Here is a 14,152-nt window from a genome sequence, read left to right as displayed (position 1 = left end):
CGAGCCCGTCATGATTCTGCCTTGGCTAATCCTGATCCCCTTCATCGGCGGCCTGCTGTGCTGGATGGGTGAGCGCTTCGGCGCTACCCTCCCGCGCTGGATTGCGCTGTTGACCATGACCCTGGAACTCGCACTCGGCCTCTGGCTGTGGGCCCACGGTGACTATTCATTCGCACCGGCGCCGGGCGCCGATCCGACCTGGGCGCTTGAGTTCAAGCATGTCTGGATCCAGCGTTTCGGCATCAACGTGCACCTGGCCCTCGACGGCCTGTCGCTGTTGATGATCCTGCTGACCGGCCTGCTGGGTATCCTCTCGGTACTTTGCTCGTGGAAAGAGATTCAACGTCACGTTGGCTTCTTCCACCTGAACCTGATGTGGATCCTGGGCGGCGTCGTTGGTGTGTTCCTCGCCCTCGACCTGTTCATGTTCTTCTTCTTCTGGGAAATGATGCTGGTGCCGATGTACTTCCTCATCGCGCTCTGGGGTCACAGTTCTTCGGACGGCAAGAAAACCCGGATCTACGCAGCGACCAAGTTCTTCATCTTCACTCAGGCGTCCGGCCTGATCATGCTGGTGGCGATCCTCGGTCTGGTGCTGGTCAACTTCAACAACACCGGCGTGATCACCTTCAACTACGCCGACCTGTTGAAAACCAAGATGTCGATGACCACCGAGTACATTCTGATGCTCGGCTTCTTCATCGCCTTCGCGGTCAAGCTGCCAGTGGTTCCGTTCCACTCCTGGCTGCCTGATGCTCACGCCCAGGCACCGACTGCCGGTTCCGTCGACCTCGCCGGTATCCTGCTGAAAACTGCGGCCTACGGTCTTCTGCGTTTCGCCCTGCCGCTGTTCCCGAACGCTTCGGCTGAGTTTGCGCCGATCGCCATGACCCTCGGTCTGATCGGGATTTTCTACGGCGCGTTCCTGGCGTTCGCCCAAACCGACATCAAGCGTCTGATTGCCTTCTCTTCCGTTTCCCACATGGGCTTCGTGTTGATCGGCATCTACTCCGGCAGCCAACTGGCGCTGCAAGGCGCAGTGATCCAGATGCTCGCGCACGGTCTGTCGGCAGCGGCACTGTTTATCCTCAGCGGTCAGTTGTACGAGCGTCTGCACACTCGTGACATGCGTGAGATGGGCGGTCTGTGGTCGCGTATCGCGTACCTGCCGGCGATCAGCCTGTTCTTCGCTGCGGCGTCGCTGGGCTTGCCGGGTACCGGCAACTTTGTCGGCGAATTCCTGATCCTGATCGGCTCGTTCGCCAGCGCTCCATGGGTCACGGCGATTGCTACTTCCGGTCTGGTGTTCGGTTCGGTCTACTCGCTGATCATGATCCACCGTGCCTACTTCGGCCCGTCGAAATCCGACGCGGTGCTGCACGGCATGGACGCGCGCGAACTGATCATGGTGCTCGGTCTGGCGGTGTTGCTGATTTACCTCGGCGTCTATCCGCAACCGTTCCTCGACACCTCTGCCGCCACCATGCATGGCGTGCAGCAGTGGCTCGGCACCGCCTTCTCTCAACTCGCTTCGGCCCGGTAAGAGCGCTATGGAATTCACGATTCAACACTTTATTGCGCTTGCGCCACTGTTGATCACCAGCCTCACCATTATCGTGGTGATGCTGGCAATCGCCTGGCGCCGCAACCACTCGCAGACCTTCCTGATTTCGGTGGCGGGTCTGAACCTGGCCCTGCTGTCGATCCTGCCTGCATTGAAAGTCGCGCCTCTGGCCGTGACCCCATTGCTGCAGATCGATGCCTTCGCCTGCCTGTACATGGCGATGATTCTGGTTGCCACCCTCGCCTGCGTCACCCTCGCCCACGCCTATCTGGGTGATGGCGGTTCGGGCTACCCGGGCAATCGCGAAGAACTGTACCTGCTGATCCTGATGGCCGCCGCCGGTGGTCTGGTACTGGTCAGCGCGCAGCACCTGGCGGGTTTGTTCATCGGTCTGGAACTGCTCTCGGTACCGGTCTATGGTCTGGTGGCTTACGCGTTCTTCAACAAGCGTTCGCTGGAAGCCGGCATCAAGTACATGGTGCTGTCGGCCGCGGGTTCCGCGTTCCTGCTGTTCGGTATGGCGCTGCTGTACGCAGACGCCGGTTCGCTGAGCTTCGTTGGCATCGGTCAGGCCTTGGCCGCGACCGGCCTGCCAAGCCCGCTGGCGCAACTGGGCCTGGGCATGATGCTGATCGGTCTGGCGTTCAAGCTGTCGCTGGTACCGTTCCACCTGTGGACGCCGGACGTTTACGAAGGTGCACCGGCTCCGGTGGCAGCGTTCCTCGCCACCGCTTCGAAGGTTGCAGTGTTTGCGGTGATGGTGCGTCTGTTCCAGCTCTCCCCCGCCGCCAGCAGCGGTGTGCTGAGCGACGTACTGAGCGTGATCGCGGTCGCCTCGATCCTGTTCGGTAACCTGCTGGCCCTGACCCAGAGCAACCTCAAGCGTCTGCTCGGTTACTCGTCCATTGCGCACTTCGGCTATCTGCTGATCGCGCTGGTGGCGAGCAAGGGTCTGGCGGTGGAAGCCATCGGCGTCTATCTGGTGACTTATGTGATCACCAGCCTCGGCGCGTTCGGCGTGATCACCCTGATGTCGTCGCCGTACAACGGCCGCGACGCCGACGCGCTGTACGAGTACCGCGGCCTGTTCTGGCGCCGTCCGTACCTGACCGCGGTGCTGACCGTGATGATGCTGTCCCTGGCCGGCATCCCGCTGACCGCCGGCTTCATCGGCAAGTTCTACATCATCGCCAGCGGCGTCGAAACGCGTCAGTGGTGGCTGGTCGGCGCACTGGTACTGGGCAGCGCCATCGGCGTCTTCTACTACCTGCGCGTGATGGTCACCCTGTACCTGATCGAGCCTAACCTGCGTCGCCACGACGCCCAACTGCACTGGGAACAGAAGGCAGGCGGCGTCATGCTGCTGGCCATCGCCCTGGTCGCATTCTTCCTGGGCGTGTACCCGCAGCCATTGCTGGTGCTGGTACAGCAGGCGGGTCTGGCGGGCTGATTGCTCGGCTGATCTGGCTGGAAATGAAAACGGCACCTTCGGGTGCCGTTTTTTGTTTGTAGCGAAAGTCAATATCGCCGGCGTTTGTGTAAGCGTCATCGCGGGCAAGCCCGCTCCCACAGGTGTGTGTGTCGCTCATAGCATCCGGGTGCATCGCACACCCTGCAGGAGTGAGCCTGCTCGCGATGGCGTCCTACAAGTCGATGGATATGCTAACCGACCCACCGCTTTCGCGAGCAGGCTCGCTCCTGCAGTCTCGTGTACTGCCTGGGTTCTGGATACAGCATGAAAGCGTTTTGTACGATATTTTACCGGCCCACTCGCATCCTCATACAAACTCCGAAAGCTCTCTCCTTAACCTCCGTTTCGTCCTACAGCCAACCCCGGAGAACAGTTCTAAGGTAGGCGCCCTGGCAGGTGGATATTGAATCGAGGCGGGTAATGAAACGAGATATCTTTTGTGAGTTGATGGAGGGTGTCGATGCTTTGGCTGCCCAGCGACAATGCAATGTTGCGCAACTGCCCTATCAGCGCAGGTCGACGGATAGGACGCTTGGCTGCACGGAGCATTGGCGCAACTTTGCAGCGCTGAAATATTCTGGCTATATTTATCCAGAATACAGAGGTGAGCTGATGATCATCGTTCCGCTGGCTGAGGCCAAAAACAATTTATCGAAACTCGTCGATGATGCCGCTGCTGGCCAAGTCATCACGATTGCCAAGCATGGCCGGGCGATGGCTCGTCTTGTTCCGATAGGGAGATCCAGCGCACAGCGCATTGGCGCGATGAAGGGCAAACTCGTACTGCCCCAGGATTTCGACTCACCTCTTTCCGACGAAATATTGGATGCATTTGAAGGCACGCAGGCATGAGGCTTCTGCTTGACACGCATATTCTGCTCTGGACGCTAAGTGATGATGCCAGACTGACCACCAAAGCCAGAAAAATCATTGAAAATGCAGCCGATATCTACGTCAGCGCGGCAACATTCTGGGAAATGGCGATCAAGGTCGGACTTGGACAGCTGAATGTCGACCTGGAAGAAATCCGTCAATATTGCATTGATAGCGGGTTTATCGAATTGCCAGTGAGCGCAGAACACGCGATTGCGGTGAAAGATCTTGAACACCATCACCGGGATCCGTTTGACCGCATTATTGTGGCCACAGCAATGACCGAGCCGATGAAGCTGCTCACGGCTGATCCTTTGGTGGCTCAGTACACCGATCTGGCCGTTCTGGTCTGACCCGGCGGTGGCAAGTCAGTCGACATCATTGTGTTTCACACATCGCTTTCGCGAGCAGGCTCGCTCCCACAATGGATAGGTCTGCTCAAAACATCCGATGACACCTTAGGTCCTGTGAGAGCGAGCCTGCTCGCGAAAGCGGCAGATCAGGCAGCAAAAAAACGGCACCTTCCGGTGCCGTTCGCTTCTACATTTCCAACATCACTTGCGCGCATCCGCCCACGATTTCAGCAGTTCGCTGTAGCTCACGGTCTCGCCCTTCGGCTTCTCGTTGGCCAGTTTCGGCTTCGGTGCGCCCGGTTGATCGAACCAGTATTGCGCATCGCGCTCCGGGTTCATTTTCGGTGCGCACACGGCCTGGGCCTTGGAGCGTTCGAGGCGGGTCATGATCGCGTCCTGATCCTTGGCCAAACCATCCAGCGCCTGTTGCGGAGTCTTCTCGCCGCTGGCCGCTTCGGCGATGTGGCTCCACCACAGTTGCGCCAGACGCGGATAGTCCGGCACGTTGGTCCCGGTCGGGGTCCATTGCACGCGGGCCGGGCTGCGGTAGAACTCGACCAGACCGCCGAGCTTCGGCGCCATATCGGTCATTGCCTGCGAGTTGATGTCCGACTCGCGAATCGGCGTCAGGCCGACGATGGTTTTCTTCAGCGATACGGTTTTCGAAGTAACGAACTGTGCGTACAGCCATGCCGCCAGTTTCTGCTTCTCAGGCGTGGACTTCATGAACGTCCACGAACCCACGTCCTGATAGCCGAGCTTCATGCCCTCCTCCCAATATGGCCCGCGCGGCGATGGTGCCATGCGCCATTTCGGCGTGCCGTCGGCGTTGACCACTGGCAGGCCCGGTTTGGTCATGTCGGCGGTGAACGCGGTGTACCAGAAAATTTGCTGGGCGATGTTGCCCTGCGACGGTACCGGGCCGGACTCGGAGAAGGTCATGCCGGCCGCTTCCGGTGGCGCGTATTTTTTTAGCCAGTCGACGTATTTGGTGGTGGCAAACACCGCCGCCGGGCCATTTGTGTCGCCGCCACGGGTCACGCTGGAGCCGACCGGATGGCAGTCCTCGACGCGAATGCCCCACTCGTCGACCGGCAAACCGTTGGGAATGCCCTTGTCGCCGCCACCGGCCATGGAGAACCAGGCATCGGTGAAGCGCCAGCCCAGCGACGGGTCCTTCTTGCCATAGTCCATGTGGCCGTAGACGCGTTTGCCGTCGATTTCCTTGACGTCTTCGCTGAAGAATTTGGCGATGTCTTCATAGGCCGACCAGTTCACCGGCACGCCCAGCTCGTAACCGTACTTTTCCTTGAACTTGGCTTTCAGATCGGCGCGTTCGAACCAATCGGCGCGGAACCAGTACAGGTTGGCGAATTGCTGGTCGGGCAGTTGATAGATCTTGCCGTCCGGCGCGGTGGTAAAAGAGATGCCGATGAAGTCCTTGATGTCGAGGGTCGGCGAGGTGAAGTTCTTGCCTTCGTTGGCCATCAGGTCGGTGATCGATTCGGTCTTGCCATAGCGAAAGTGCGTGCCGATCAGGTCCGAGTCGTTGACCCAGCCGTCATAGATATTCTTGTCCGACTGCATCACGGTCTGCATTTTCTCGACCACGTCGCCTTCCTGCAGCAAGTCGTGGGTGAGTTTGATCCCGGTGATTTCGCTGAAGGCCTTGGCCAGCACCTTCGACTCGTATTCGTGGGTGGTCAGGGTCTCGGAAACGACCTTGATGTCCATGCCGCGAAAGGGCTCGGCGGCCTTGATGAACCATTTCAGTTCTTCCAGCTGCTGTTCGGCCGTCAGGGTCGAGGGCTTGAACTCGCTGCCAATCCATTTTTTTGCAGCATCTTCGTAGGCGTCGGCCCAGGCAGATGCGCTCAAACCGCTGAGTGCCAGCATGGCTGCCAATGAAATGCTATGTCGCAGCTTATTGTTTTTATCGAACATAGAGACCTCCTGTTTAAGTTGTGGAGCCGCGTTGCCGAACGATTCGACTAGCCCCAACGCATCACAGCCAACAGCCACACCAGGGACAACGCGGACGCCACCCAGATGCTCCAGTCGGTGACGCCGATTACCAGCAAATGCAGGTAGGCGCTGCCGAGAAGACCGATAAACAAGCGATCGCCACGGGTCGTGGCAATCGGCAGAAACCCGCGCCGCAGAATGCTCGGCGAGCGCAATTCCCAGGTGGTCATGCCCACCAGAATCAGACCGATGCCGATGAAGAACGCGGCGGTCGGTGTCGTCCAGCTCATCCATTCCATCATCAGCTCCTCAGACTCGACCGAGGGCAAAGCCCTTGGCCACGTGGTTGCGTACAAACCAGATCACCAGCATGCCCGGCAGGATGGTCAACACCCCCGCCGCTGCCAGCACGCCCCAATCGATCCCCGACGCCGACACCGTGCGCGTCATCACCGCCGCAATCGGCTTGGCGTTGACCGAAGTCAGGGTGCGCGCCAGCAGCAGCTCGACCCAGGAAAACATGAAGCAGAAAAACGCCGTGACGCCGATACCGGAACCGATCAACGGGATGAAAATCTTCACGAAAAACTTGGGAAAACTGTAGCCGTCGATGTAAGCCGTTTCGTCGATCTCCTTGGGCACGCCAGACATGAAACCTTCGAGAATCCACACCGCCAGCGGCACGTTGAACAAGCAATGCGCCAGGGCCACGGCGATGTGCGTGTCGAACAGGCCGATCGACGAATACAACTGAAAGAACGGCAGCAAGAACACCGCCGGCGGCGCCATGCGGTTGGTCAGCAACCAGAAGAACAGGTGCTTGTCGCCGAGGAAACGATAGCGTGAAAACGCGTAAGCCGCTGGCAGCGCCACACTCAGGGAAATCACCGTGTTGAGGCTGACGTAATACAGCGAGTTGAGATAGCCGGTGTACCAGCTCGGATCAGTGAAGATCACCTTGTAGTTCGCCAGCGTGAAGTCCTGTGGGAAAAGCGTCAGGCCGCCGAGGATTTCGGTGTTGCTCTTGAACGACATGTTCAGCAGCCAGTAGATCGGCACCAGCAGGAACAGGATGTAGACCAGCAACGGAATCAGCTTTCTTTTGCTCATGGCCGGGCCTCAACGGTTGGCATCGGAGTGCGTCATGGCGGTATAGAACAGCCAGGACACCAACAGGATGATCAGGAAGTACACCAGCGAAAACGCCGCTGCCGGACCGAGGTCGAATTGCCCTACAGCCATCTGCGTCAACGTCTGACTCAAGAAGGTCGTGGCATTGCCCGGCCCGCCGCCGGTGAGCACGAACGGCTCGGTGTAGATCATGAAACTGTCCATGAAACGCAGCATCACCGCGATCAGCAGCACGCTTTTCAGCTTGGGCAATTGAATGTGGCGGAACACCGCCCACGCCGAGGCGCGATCAATGCGCGCGGCCTGGTAATACACGTCGGGAATCGCCCGCAGGCCGGAGAAACACAACAGCGCGACCAGAGAAGTCCAATGCCAGACGTCCATCACCAGCACCGTCACCCAGGCGTCCATGGTGTTGGCCGCGTAGTTGTAGCTGATGCCCATCGCGTTGAGGCTGGAACCGAGCAGGCCGATGTCGGCGCGGCCGAAAATCTGCCAGATGGTGCCGACCACGTTCCACGGAATCAGCAACGGAATCGCCAGAATGATCAGCACCACCGACGACCAGCGGCCCTTGGTCGGCATGGTCAGCGCGACAGCGATGCCCAACGGGATTTCGATCAGCAGCACGCACGCCGAATAGATGAACTGGCGCAGCAGCGAATCGTGCAGACGCGGATCGAGCAGCACCTGCTTGTACCAGTCGGCGCCGACGAAGTAGCGGCTGGACTGGTCGAAGATGTCCTGCACCGAATAGTTGACCACGGTCATCATCGGGATCACCGCACTGAACGCCACCAGCAGGAACACCGGCAACACCAGCCACCAGGCCTTGTTGTTCTGCACCTTGTTCATGGCTGCACCTCCTCGTCACTGGCTTCCAGGAGAAATTCATCGGCATAGACCATCAGCCATTGCGCCGGAAAACTGATGTACGCGGTGCCTTGCGGCACCGGTTTGTCTTCAGCCAGGCGCACCTTCAACGGCGCGCCGTCGAGGTTGAGCGTCATGATCTTGTAGGTGCCGAGGTCTTCGACGTGTACGACTTCGGCCTGCATCGCGTCGTCAAACGGCTCGTCCCACACATGAATGAACTCCGGGCGGATGCCGACCTTGAGATTTTTCCACTGGCCGTGCTCTATATGGCGCTGCAAGGCGTCGGACAACGGCAAGTGCGTCGAAGCGAAACCGACGCCACCGGGCTGCGGCTGCACCTCGATCAGATTCATCCCCGGGCTGCCGATGAAATAGCCGACAAAGGTGTGGCTCGGCCGCTCGAACAATTCCCGTGGCGTACCGAACTGGACGATCTGGCCGCCGTACATCACCGCGATCTTGTCGGCGAACGTCGAGGCCTCCAGTTGGTCGTGGGTGACGTAGACCATGGTGATGTTGAACTGCTCGTGGATCTGCTTGAGCTTGCGCCGCAGTTTCCACTTCAGGTGCGGGTCGATCACCGTCAGCGGCTCGTCGAAGAGGATTGCCGAGACGTCGTCGCGCACCAGCCCACGGCCCATGGAGACTTTCTGCTTTTCGTCGGCAGTGAGGTTGCGCGCTTTCTTGCTCAGCAGATTCTGCAAGTCGAGCACTTCGGCAATTTCCTGCACCTTGCTGTGCACTTTCGCCTCGGCCATGCCCTGGTTTCGCAGCGGGAAAGCGAGGTTGTCGAACACGGTCATGGTGTCGTAGACCACCGGGAACTGGAAAACCTGAGCGATGTTGCGCTTCTCAGGGGTCAGGTCGTTGACCGCTTTGCCGTCAAACAACACATGGCCTTGGGACGGGCTGAGCAGGCCGGAAATGATGTTGAGCAAGGTCGACTTGCCGCAACCGGACGGGCCGAGCAAAGCATAGGCGCCACCCTGCTCCCAGACGTGATCCATCTCGCGGATCGCATAATCCTCCGCGCCGCTCGGGGTTTTGCTGTAGCTGTGGGCGAGGTGTTGCAAACGGATTTCGGCCATCAGGCAACCCTCGCGACACGCCGGCCCGGTGCTTGCACCAGACGGCCCTGCGCATCGAAAACGAACAGTTTGTGGGTCGGGATATAGATGCGGATCGGCGCATCGACGTCGTACTCATGAACCCCGGGCAAGTGCAGCACCAACAGAAAGTGCTCGTTGCGTACATGCAGGAAGGTTTCCGAACCGCTGATCTCGGCGACCTCGACGGTCACCGCCAGTTCGAGATCATCATCGTTGCTCGGCACCAGCGAGATATGGCTGGGGCGCACGCCGAAGCGGAACTCGCCCTCGCCTACCGGGCGCAGATCGACGTTCAGCGGGAAGTGGACGAAATTGGCGAAGCTGACTTCGTTGCCGGCGATGCGTCCCGGCATCAGGTTGATCGGCGGCTCGGAGAACAATTCAGCGGCAAGCACCGATTGCGGCTGGTGATAGACCTCAGTCGACGGTCCGCTCTGGATCACCCGGCCTTCGTGCAGGATGGTGGTAGTGCCGCCGAGGGCGAGCGCTTCGTTGGGCTCGGTGGTGGCGTAGATGGCGATGGTGTGACGCGCCTTGAACAGCTCGCGCATTTCCTGGCGCAGCTCTTCGCGCAGCTTGTAGTCGAGATTGACCAGCGGCTCGTCGAAGAGGATCAGTTCAGCATCCTTGACCAGCGCGCGGGCCATGGCCGTGCGTTGCTGCTGTCCACCAGAGAGCTCCAGCGGATAGCGCTGCAAGAACTTCTCGATGCGCAGCATGCGTGCGGTTTCCTGCACCTTGCTGTGGATGATTTCTTTCGAGATGCCGGCCTGACGCAGTGGCGAGGCGATGTTCTCGAACACGGTCATGGTCGGGTAATTGATGAACTGCTGATAGACCATCGACACGTTGCGCAGCCGCACCGGGCGCTGGGTAACGTTGACGCCGTTCATCAGCACGCGGCCGCTGTCGGGCTTGTCGAGGCCGGCCATCAGGCGCATCAAGCTGGTCTTGCCGGACAGCGTGCGCCCGAGCAGAACGTTGAAGGATCCGGGTTCGAATTTCAGGCACGCATCGTCGATCCAGATCTGGCCCTCGACGGTACGGCTGACGTGCTCCAGGGTGAGTGACATGGCTCGGCCTTTGTTATTTTTGGAGTCAAGCGACCGGAGCAACAGAGCGACATTCGTGCCAGAAATGGCAAGTGGTTGATTTGTCTTGAGAAGCAGTGTTTACGGGGGCAAGCGGCGTTCACAGCTGAACACTTTTGAACAGTCGGGGTGATTGACAATGAACAATAGTGAACAACACTCTATGAACGCTTTTTGCCCGAGCTCATCAACGCCGAAGATCCAATGTGGGAGCGGGCTTGCTCGCGAATGCGCAGTATCAGTCACCGAATCAGTTGAATGACACACCGCATTCGCGAGCAAGCCCGCTCCCACAGTTGATCTGGGTTGTGTTCAGGATTTGGGCTCATAACAACAATAAAAATCGCTGCATCAGAGGCTGACCTGCCATGGCCGCACCTGCTTCGCCGCTGTCCCACGATGCGATCGTCCAGACCTCCTGGCAACGTTGCCGCGCGTTCGGCCTCGACCACCAGAGCACGCCTGCCTTCGATCAATTGCCCGCCGCCGGCATCGCGCGATTGCTCGACAGCCATCATTCGCTGGTGCAGACCACGCATCAGGAAGTCCTGCCCTACTACGAAAACATCCTCAGCAATTCCAACTGCCTGATCATGCTCGCCGACAATCAGGGCCAGGTGCTGACCTCGTGGGGCACGCAGCGCTTTATCGAGCCGAGTCTGGCCCGGGGTTTTCAGGCCGGGGCGAGCTGGATGGAGCGCAGCAGCGGCACCAATGCAATCGGCACCGCACTGGCCTGCGAGCAAGCGGTGCACATCGAACACGACGAACACTTTCTCAAGGCCAACCGCTTCATGACCGGCTCCGCCGCGCCGATTTTCGACGCCGAGCGCAAGGTCATCGCCGTCCTCGATGTCTCCAGCGACAGCTACCTGCCGCCCTCGCACACCCTGGGCATGGTCAAGATGATGAGCCAGACCGTGGAGAATCGGCTGATCCTCAACCTGTTCCATGGCCAGCATTTTCAACTGACCTTCAACACCGGGTTGAACAACCTCGACAGCCAATGGGCCGGGTTGCTGATTTTTGATGAGAGCGGTCAGGTGCTGTCGGCCAATCGTCGCGCGGACAATTTGCTGGGTGTGCGCTTGTCGCGGGTCAGTGTTGAAAGCCTGTTCAAGGTCTCTCTGCTGGAGCTGATCAATCAGCCGGACGGTTTGCCATTCGCCTTGCAGACCTCCGGGCGCAACCGCTTCCAATGTCTGTTGAAACGGCCGAAACAGGCGCCGGTTAAAGCCCGGGTGTTTGTCACGGAAGAAAAGCCCACGCCATCCAGCGCGATCAGCCTGAACAGCCTGCATTTCGGCGACAGCCGCGTGGAAAAAGCCGTGCGCCAAGCCGAACGCCTGCTTGAAAAAGACATTCCGCTGCTGATCCACGGTGAAACTGGAGTCGGCAAAGAAGTCTTCGTCAAAGCCTTGCACCAGGCCAGCTCTCGACAAAAACAGGCATTCATCGCAGTGAACTGCGCGGCGATCCCCGCTGAACTGGTCGAGTCGGAGTTGTTCGGTTACGAGAAAGGCGCGTTCACTGGGGCCAACCAGAAAGGCAGCATCGGCCTGATCCGCAAGGCCGACAAAGGCACGCTGTTTCTCGATGAGATCGGCGATATGCCTTTGCCGACTCAGGCGCGCTTGTTGCGGGTGTTGCAGGAGCGCTGCGTGCAGCCGGTAGGCAGCAGCGAGTTGTTCCCGGTTGATCTGCGCATTATCTCGGCGACCAACCGTTCGTTGCGCGAGCAAGTGCAATTGGGCCGGTTTAGGGAGGATTTGTATTACCGCATTGGTGGCCTGACGCTGGAGCTGCCGCCGTTACGCGAGCGCAGTGACAAGCAGGCGCTGTTCAAACGGTTGTGGGAGCAACATCGCGAGCCGACGCAATGGGCGGGACTGAGCCCTGAGGTGCTGGAGCTGTTTGCAAAGCACCCGTGGCCGGGGAATTTGCGGCAGGTCAGCAGCGTGATGCAGGTGGCGTTGGCCATGGCCGAGGAGCAACCGGTGCGGCCAGAGCATTTGCCGGATGATTTTTTTGTCGATCTGGAGATGGAGCCAGTGGAAACGGCGGCGCCGTTGGGACTGGATTTGAATGATGTTGAAGCGCTGAATCGCGAGTTGAAGGCGGCCGGGGGGAATATTTCGCACCTGGCGCGGCGGTTGGGGGTGAGCCGGAATACGCTTTACAAGAGGTTGCGGCAGGCTGAATGACAAGTTGTCTGGACGGGCCTCTTCGCGAGCAAGCCCGCTCCCACAGGGCATTTGTGTCGTGCATTGAAAATCGATCGTTCCCACGCTCTGCGTGGGAACGATCATCGTAGGGGCTTTGGGCCTCAGTCAGCCAGACGCCAGGTAGTCCCACCCTTGCCATCTTCCAGCACGACACCCATCGCCGTCAGCTGATCACGAATCCGGTCCGACTCGGCCCAGTCTTTCGCCGCCCGAGCTGCCAGGCGCGCCGCAATCAGCGCATCAACCTCAGCCGCATCGACCCGCCCTTCAGCGCCGGCCTGCAGGAAGTCATCCGCCTCCAACTGCAACACACCCAGCACGCTCGCCAGTTCTTTCAGACGTGCCGCCAGGCCCGCCGCTGCATCGAGATCGCTCTCGCGCAGGCGGTTGATCTCACGCACCATCTCGAACAGCACGGCGCAGGCTTCAGGGGTGCCGAAGTCGTCGTTCATCACCGTGGTGAAACGCTCGACGAACGCTTCGCCACCGGCCGGCGCCACGCTCGGCAGGCCTTTCAGCGCGTGGTAGAAACGCTCCAGTGCGCCCTTGGCGTCCTTGAGGTTGTCTTCCGAGTAGTTGATCGCGCTACGGTAGTGGCTCGACACCAGCAGGTAACGCACGACTTCCGGGTGGTACTTGTCGAGCACGTCGCGGATGGTGAAGAAGTTGTTCAACGACTTGGACATCTTCTCGCCATTGATGCGAATCATCCCGCAATGCATCCACGCGTTGGCGTAGGTCTTGCCGGTGGCCGCTTCGCTCTGGGCGATTTCGTTTTCGTGGTGCGGGAACTCCAGGTCGCTGCCGCCGCCATGAATATCGAAAGTCTCGCCGAGGCAGCAGGTCGACATCACCGAGCACTCGATGTGCCAGCCCGGACGCCCGGCGCCCCATGGCGATTCCCAGCTCGGCTCGCCCGGCTTGGCGGCTTTCCACAGGACGAAGTCGAGTGGGTCTTCCTTCGACTCGTCGACTTCGATACGTGCGCCGATGCGCAGGTCTTCGATTTTCTTGCGCGACAGCTTGCCGTAGCCCATGAATTTGGCGACGCGGTAGTACACGTCGCCATTGCCCGGTGCGTAGGCGTAGCCCTTGTCGATCAGGGTCTGGATCATCGCGTGCATGCCGGCGATGTGATCGGTGGCGCGCGGTTCCATGTCCGGCTTCTGGATGTTCAGGCGCGCTTCGTCTTCGTGCATCGCGGCGATCATGCGCTCGGTCAGCGCTTCGAACGATTCACCGTTCTCGCGGGCACGATTGATGATCTTGTCGTCGATGTCGGTGATGTTGCGCACGTAGGTCAGGTCATAACCGCTGAAGCGCAGCCAGCGCGTCACCAGGTCGAACGCGACCATGCTGCGGCCGTGGCCGAGGTGGCAGTAGTCGTACACGGTCATCCCGCAGACGTACATGCGCACCTTGTTGCCATCCAGCGGCTTGAAGACTTCTTTGCTCTTGGTGAGCGTGTTGTAGATCGTTAGCACGTTAGTTCCT

Annotated in this window: 12 protein-coding genes; 5 read left to right on the top strand and 7 right to left on the bottom strand. The window is 59.6% G+C overall.

All coding sequences use genetic code 11. The features are described from left to right. Window positions 1–10 precede the first annotated feature (10 nt). From nuoM to ACMYUN_RS24995, 4 genes are all read left to right on the top strand, one after another. The gene (nuoM, locus tag ACMYUN_RS25010) at window positions 11–1,543 is read left to right on the top strand and encodes an NADH-quinone oxidoreductase subunit M (RefSeq protein ID WP_016775285.1); all 1,533 of its coding nucleotides are present in this window, start codon (window positions 11–13) and stop codon (window positions 1,541–1,543) included. A gap of 7 nt (window positions 1,544–1,550) precedes the next feature. Continuing rightward, window positions 1,551–3,014 carry an NADH-quinone oxidoreductase subunit NuoN gene (gene nuoN / locus ACMYUN_RS25005; protein ID WP_024013420.1) on the top strand — a complete coding sequence of 488 codons (1,464 nt, stop codon included), beginning with the start codon at window positions 1,551–1,553 and terminating at the stop codon, window positions 3,012–3,014. A 441-nt stretch (window positions 3,015–3,455) separates the two neighbouring features. After that, on the top strand, window positions 3,456–3,887 hold the full coding sequence (locus ACMYUN_RS25000; RefSeq protein WP_415762075.1) for a type II toxin-antitoxin system Phd/YefM family antitoxin: 432 nt from the start codon (window positions 3,456–3,458) through the stop codon (window positions 3,885–3,887). Next, window positions 3,884–4,261 carry a type II toxin-antitoxin system VapC family toxin gene (locus ACMYUN_RS24995; protein WP_415762074.1) on the top strand — a complete coding sequence of 126 codons (378 nt, stop codon included), beginning with the start codon at window positions 3,884–3,886 and terminating at the stop codon, window positions 4,259–4,261. The genes ACMYUN_RS25000 and ACMYUN_RS24995 overlap by 4 nt, the downstream gene beginning before the upstream one ends. 201 nt (window positions 4,262–4,462) lie before the next feature. On the opposite strand, the gene ACMYUN_RS24990 is transcribed toward ACMYUN_RS24995, so the two are convergent. Genes ACMYUN_RS24990 through ACMYUN_RS24965 form a run of 6 tightly spaced genes read right to left on the bottom strand, consistent with a single transcriptional unit; the run spans window position 4,463 to window position 10,415 of the window. Continuing rightward, on the bottom strand, window positions 4,463–6,205 hold the full coding sequence (locus ACMYUN_RS24990) for an ABC transporter substrate-binding protein (RefSeq protein ID WP_129999555.1): 1,743 nt from the start codon (window positions 6,203–6,205) through the stop codon (window positions 4,463–4,465). A gap of 47 nt (window positions 6,206–6,252) precedes the next feature. Continuing rightward, on the bottom strand, window positions 6,253–6,525 hold the full coding sequence (locus ACMYUN_RS24985; RefSeq protein ID WP_038861868.1) for a DUF2160 domain-containing protein: 273 nt from the start codon (window positions 6,523–6,525) through the stop codon (window positions 6,253–6,255). Window positions 6,526–6,535: 10 nt separating this feature from the next. Continuing rightward, window positions 6,536–7,336: a carbohydrate ABC transporter permease gene (locus ACMYUN_RS24980; protein WP_003192012.1), complete on the bottom strand. Its 801-nt coding sequence runs from the start codon at window positions 7,334–7,336 to the stop codon at window positions 6,536–6,538. A gap of 9 nt (window positions 7,337–7,345) precedes the next feature. Continuing rightward, window positions 7,346–8,212 (bottom strand): carbohydrate ABC transporter permease, encoded by an 867-nt coding sequence (locus tag ACMYUN_RS24975; RefSeq protein ID WP_007912484.1) that lies wholly within the window; start codon window positions 8,210–8,212, stop codon window positions 7,346–7,348. Then, a complete protein-coding gene (locus ACMYUN_RS24970; RefSeq protein ID WP_415762073.1) occupies window positions 8,209–9,321 on the bottom strand; it encodes an ABC transporter ATP-binding protein in 1,113 nt (370 codons plus the stop codon). The genes ACMYUN_RS24975 and ACMYUN_RS24970 overlap by 4 nt, the downstream gene beginning before the upstream one ends. After that, window positions 9,321–10,415, bottom strand: a complete 1,095-nt coding sequence (locus ACMYUN_RS24965; RefSeq protein WP_415762072.1) for an ABC transporter ATP-binding protein — start codon at window positions 10,413–10,415, stop codon at window positions 9,321–9,323. Before ACMYUN_RS24965 ends, ACMYUN_RS24970 begins: the two co-directional genes overlap by 1 nt. A gap of 386 nt (window positions 10,416–10,801) precedes the next feature. Here ACMYUN_RS24965 and ACMYUN_RS24960 point away from each other — a divergent pair, with 386 nt between their 5' ends. Then, window positions 10,802–12,637, top strand: coding sequence for a sigma-54-dependent Fis family transcriptional regulator (locus ACMYUN_RS24960; protein WP_415762070.1), 1,836 nt, complete (start codon window positions 10,802–10,804; stop codon window positions 12,635–12,637). A gap of 122 nt (window positions 12,638–12,759) precedes the next feature. On the opposite strand, the gene cysS is transcribed toward ACMYUN_RS24960, so the two are convergent. Continuing rightward, complete coding sequence (gene cysS, locus ACMYUN_RS24955) at window positions 12,760–14,142, bottom strand: cysteine--tRNA ligase (RefSeq protein ID WP_415762069.1); 1,383 nt, start codon at window positions 14,140–14,142, stop codon at window positions 12,760–12,762. Window positions 14,143–14,152: the final 10 nt, after the last annotated feature.

The organism is Pseudomonas sp. CP4, from assembly GCF_047758505.1.
Taxonomy (GTDB): Bacteria; Pseudomonadota; Gammaproteobacteria; order Pseudomonadales; family Pseudomonadaceae; genus Aquipseudomonas; species Aquipseudomonas fluorescens_AO.
Note: the sequence above shows the minus strand (reverse complement) of the source record. Positions and strands in the feature narration are given on the sequence as shown.

What these genes read in the sequence shown, in the direction of transcription:
- nuoM (WP_016775285.1), top strand. Translation starts at nt 11, where the DNA reads ATGATTCTGCCTTGGCTAATCCTGATCCCCTTCATCGGCGGCCTGCTG.
- nuoN (WP_024013420.1), top strand. Translation starts at nt 1,551, where the DNA reads ATGGAATTCACGATTCAACACTTTATTGCGCTTGCGCCACTGTTGATC.
- ACMYUN_RS25000 (WP_415762075.1), top strand. Translation starts at nt 3,456, where the DNA reads ATGAAACGAGATATCTTTTGTGAGTTGATGGAGGGTGTCGATGCTTTG.
- ACMYUN_RS24995 (WP_415762074.1), top strand. Translation starts at nt 3,884, where the DNA reads ATGAGGCTTCTGCTTGACACGCATATTCTGCTCTGGACGCTAAGTGAT.
- ACMYUN_RS24990 (WP_129999555.1), bottom strand. Translation starts at nt 6,205, where the DNA reads ATGTTCGATAAAAACAATAAGCTGCGACATAGCATTTCATTGGCAGCC.
- ACMYUN_RS24985 (WP_038861868.1), bottom strand. Translation starts at nt 6,525, where the DNA reads ATGGAATGGATGAGCTGGACGACACCGACCGCCGCGTTCTTCATCGGC.
- ACMYUN_RS24980 (WP_003192012.1), bottom strand. Translation starts at nt 7,336, where the DNA reads ATGAGCAAAAGAAAGCTGATTCCGTTGCTGGTCTACATCCTGTTCCTG.
- ACMYUN_RS24975 (WP_007912484.1), bottom strand. Translation starts at nt 8,212, where the DNA reads ATGAACAAGGTGCAGAACAACAAGGCCTGGTGGCTGGTGTTGCCGGTG.
- ACMYUN_RS24970 (WP_415762073.1), bottom strand. Translation starts at nt 9,321, where the DNA reads ATGGCCGAAATCCGTTTGCAACACCTCGCCCACAGCTACAGCAAAACC.
- ACMYUN_RS24965 (WP_415762072.1), bottom strand. Translation starts at nt 10,415, where the DNA reads ATGTCACTCACCCTGGAGCACGTCAGCCGTACCGTCGAGGGCCAGATC.
- ACMYUN_RS24960 (WP_415762070.1), top strand. Translation starts at nt 10,802, where the DNA reads ATGGCCGCACCTGCTTCGCCGCTGTCCCACGATGCGATCGTCCAGACC.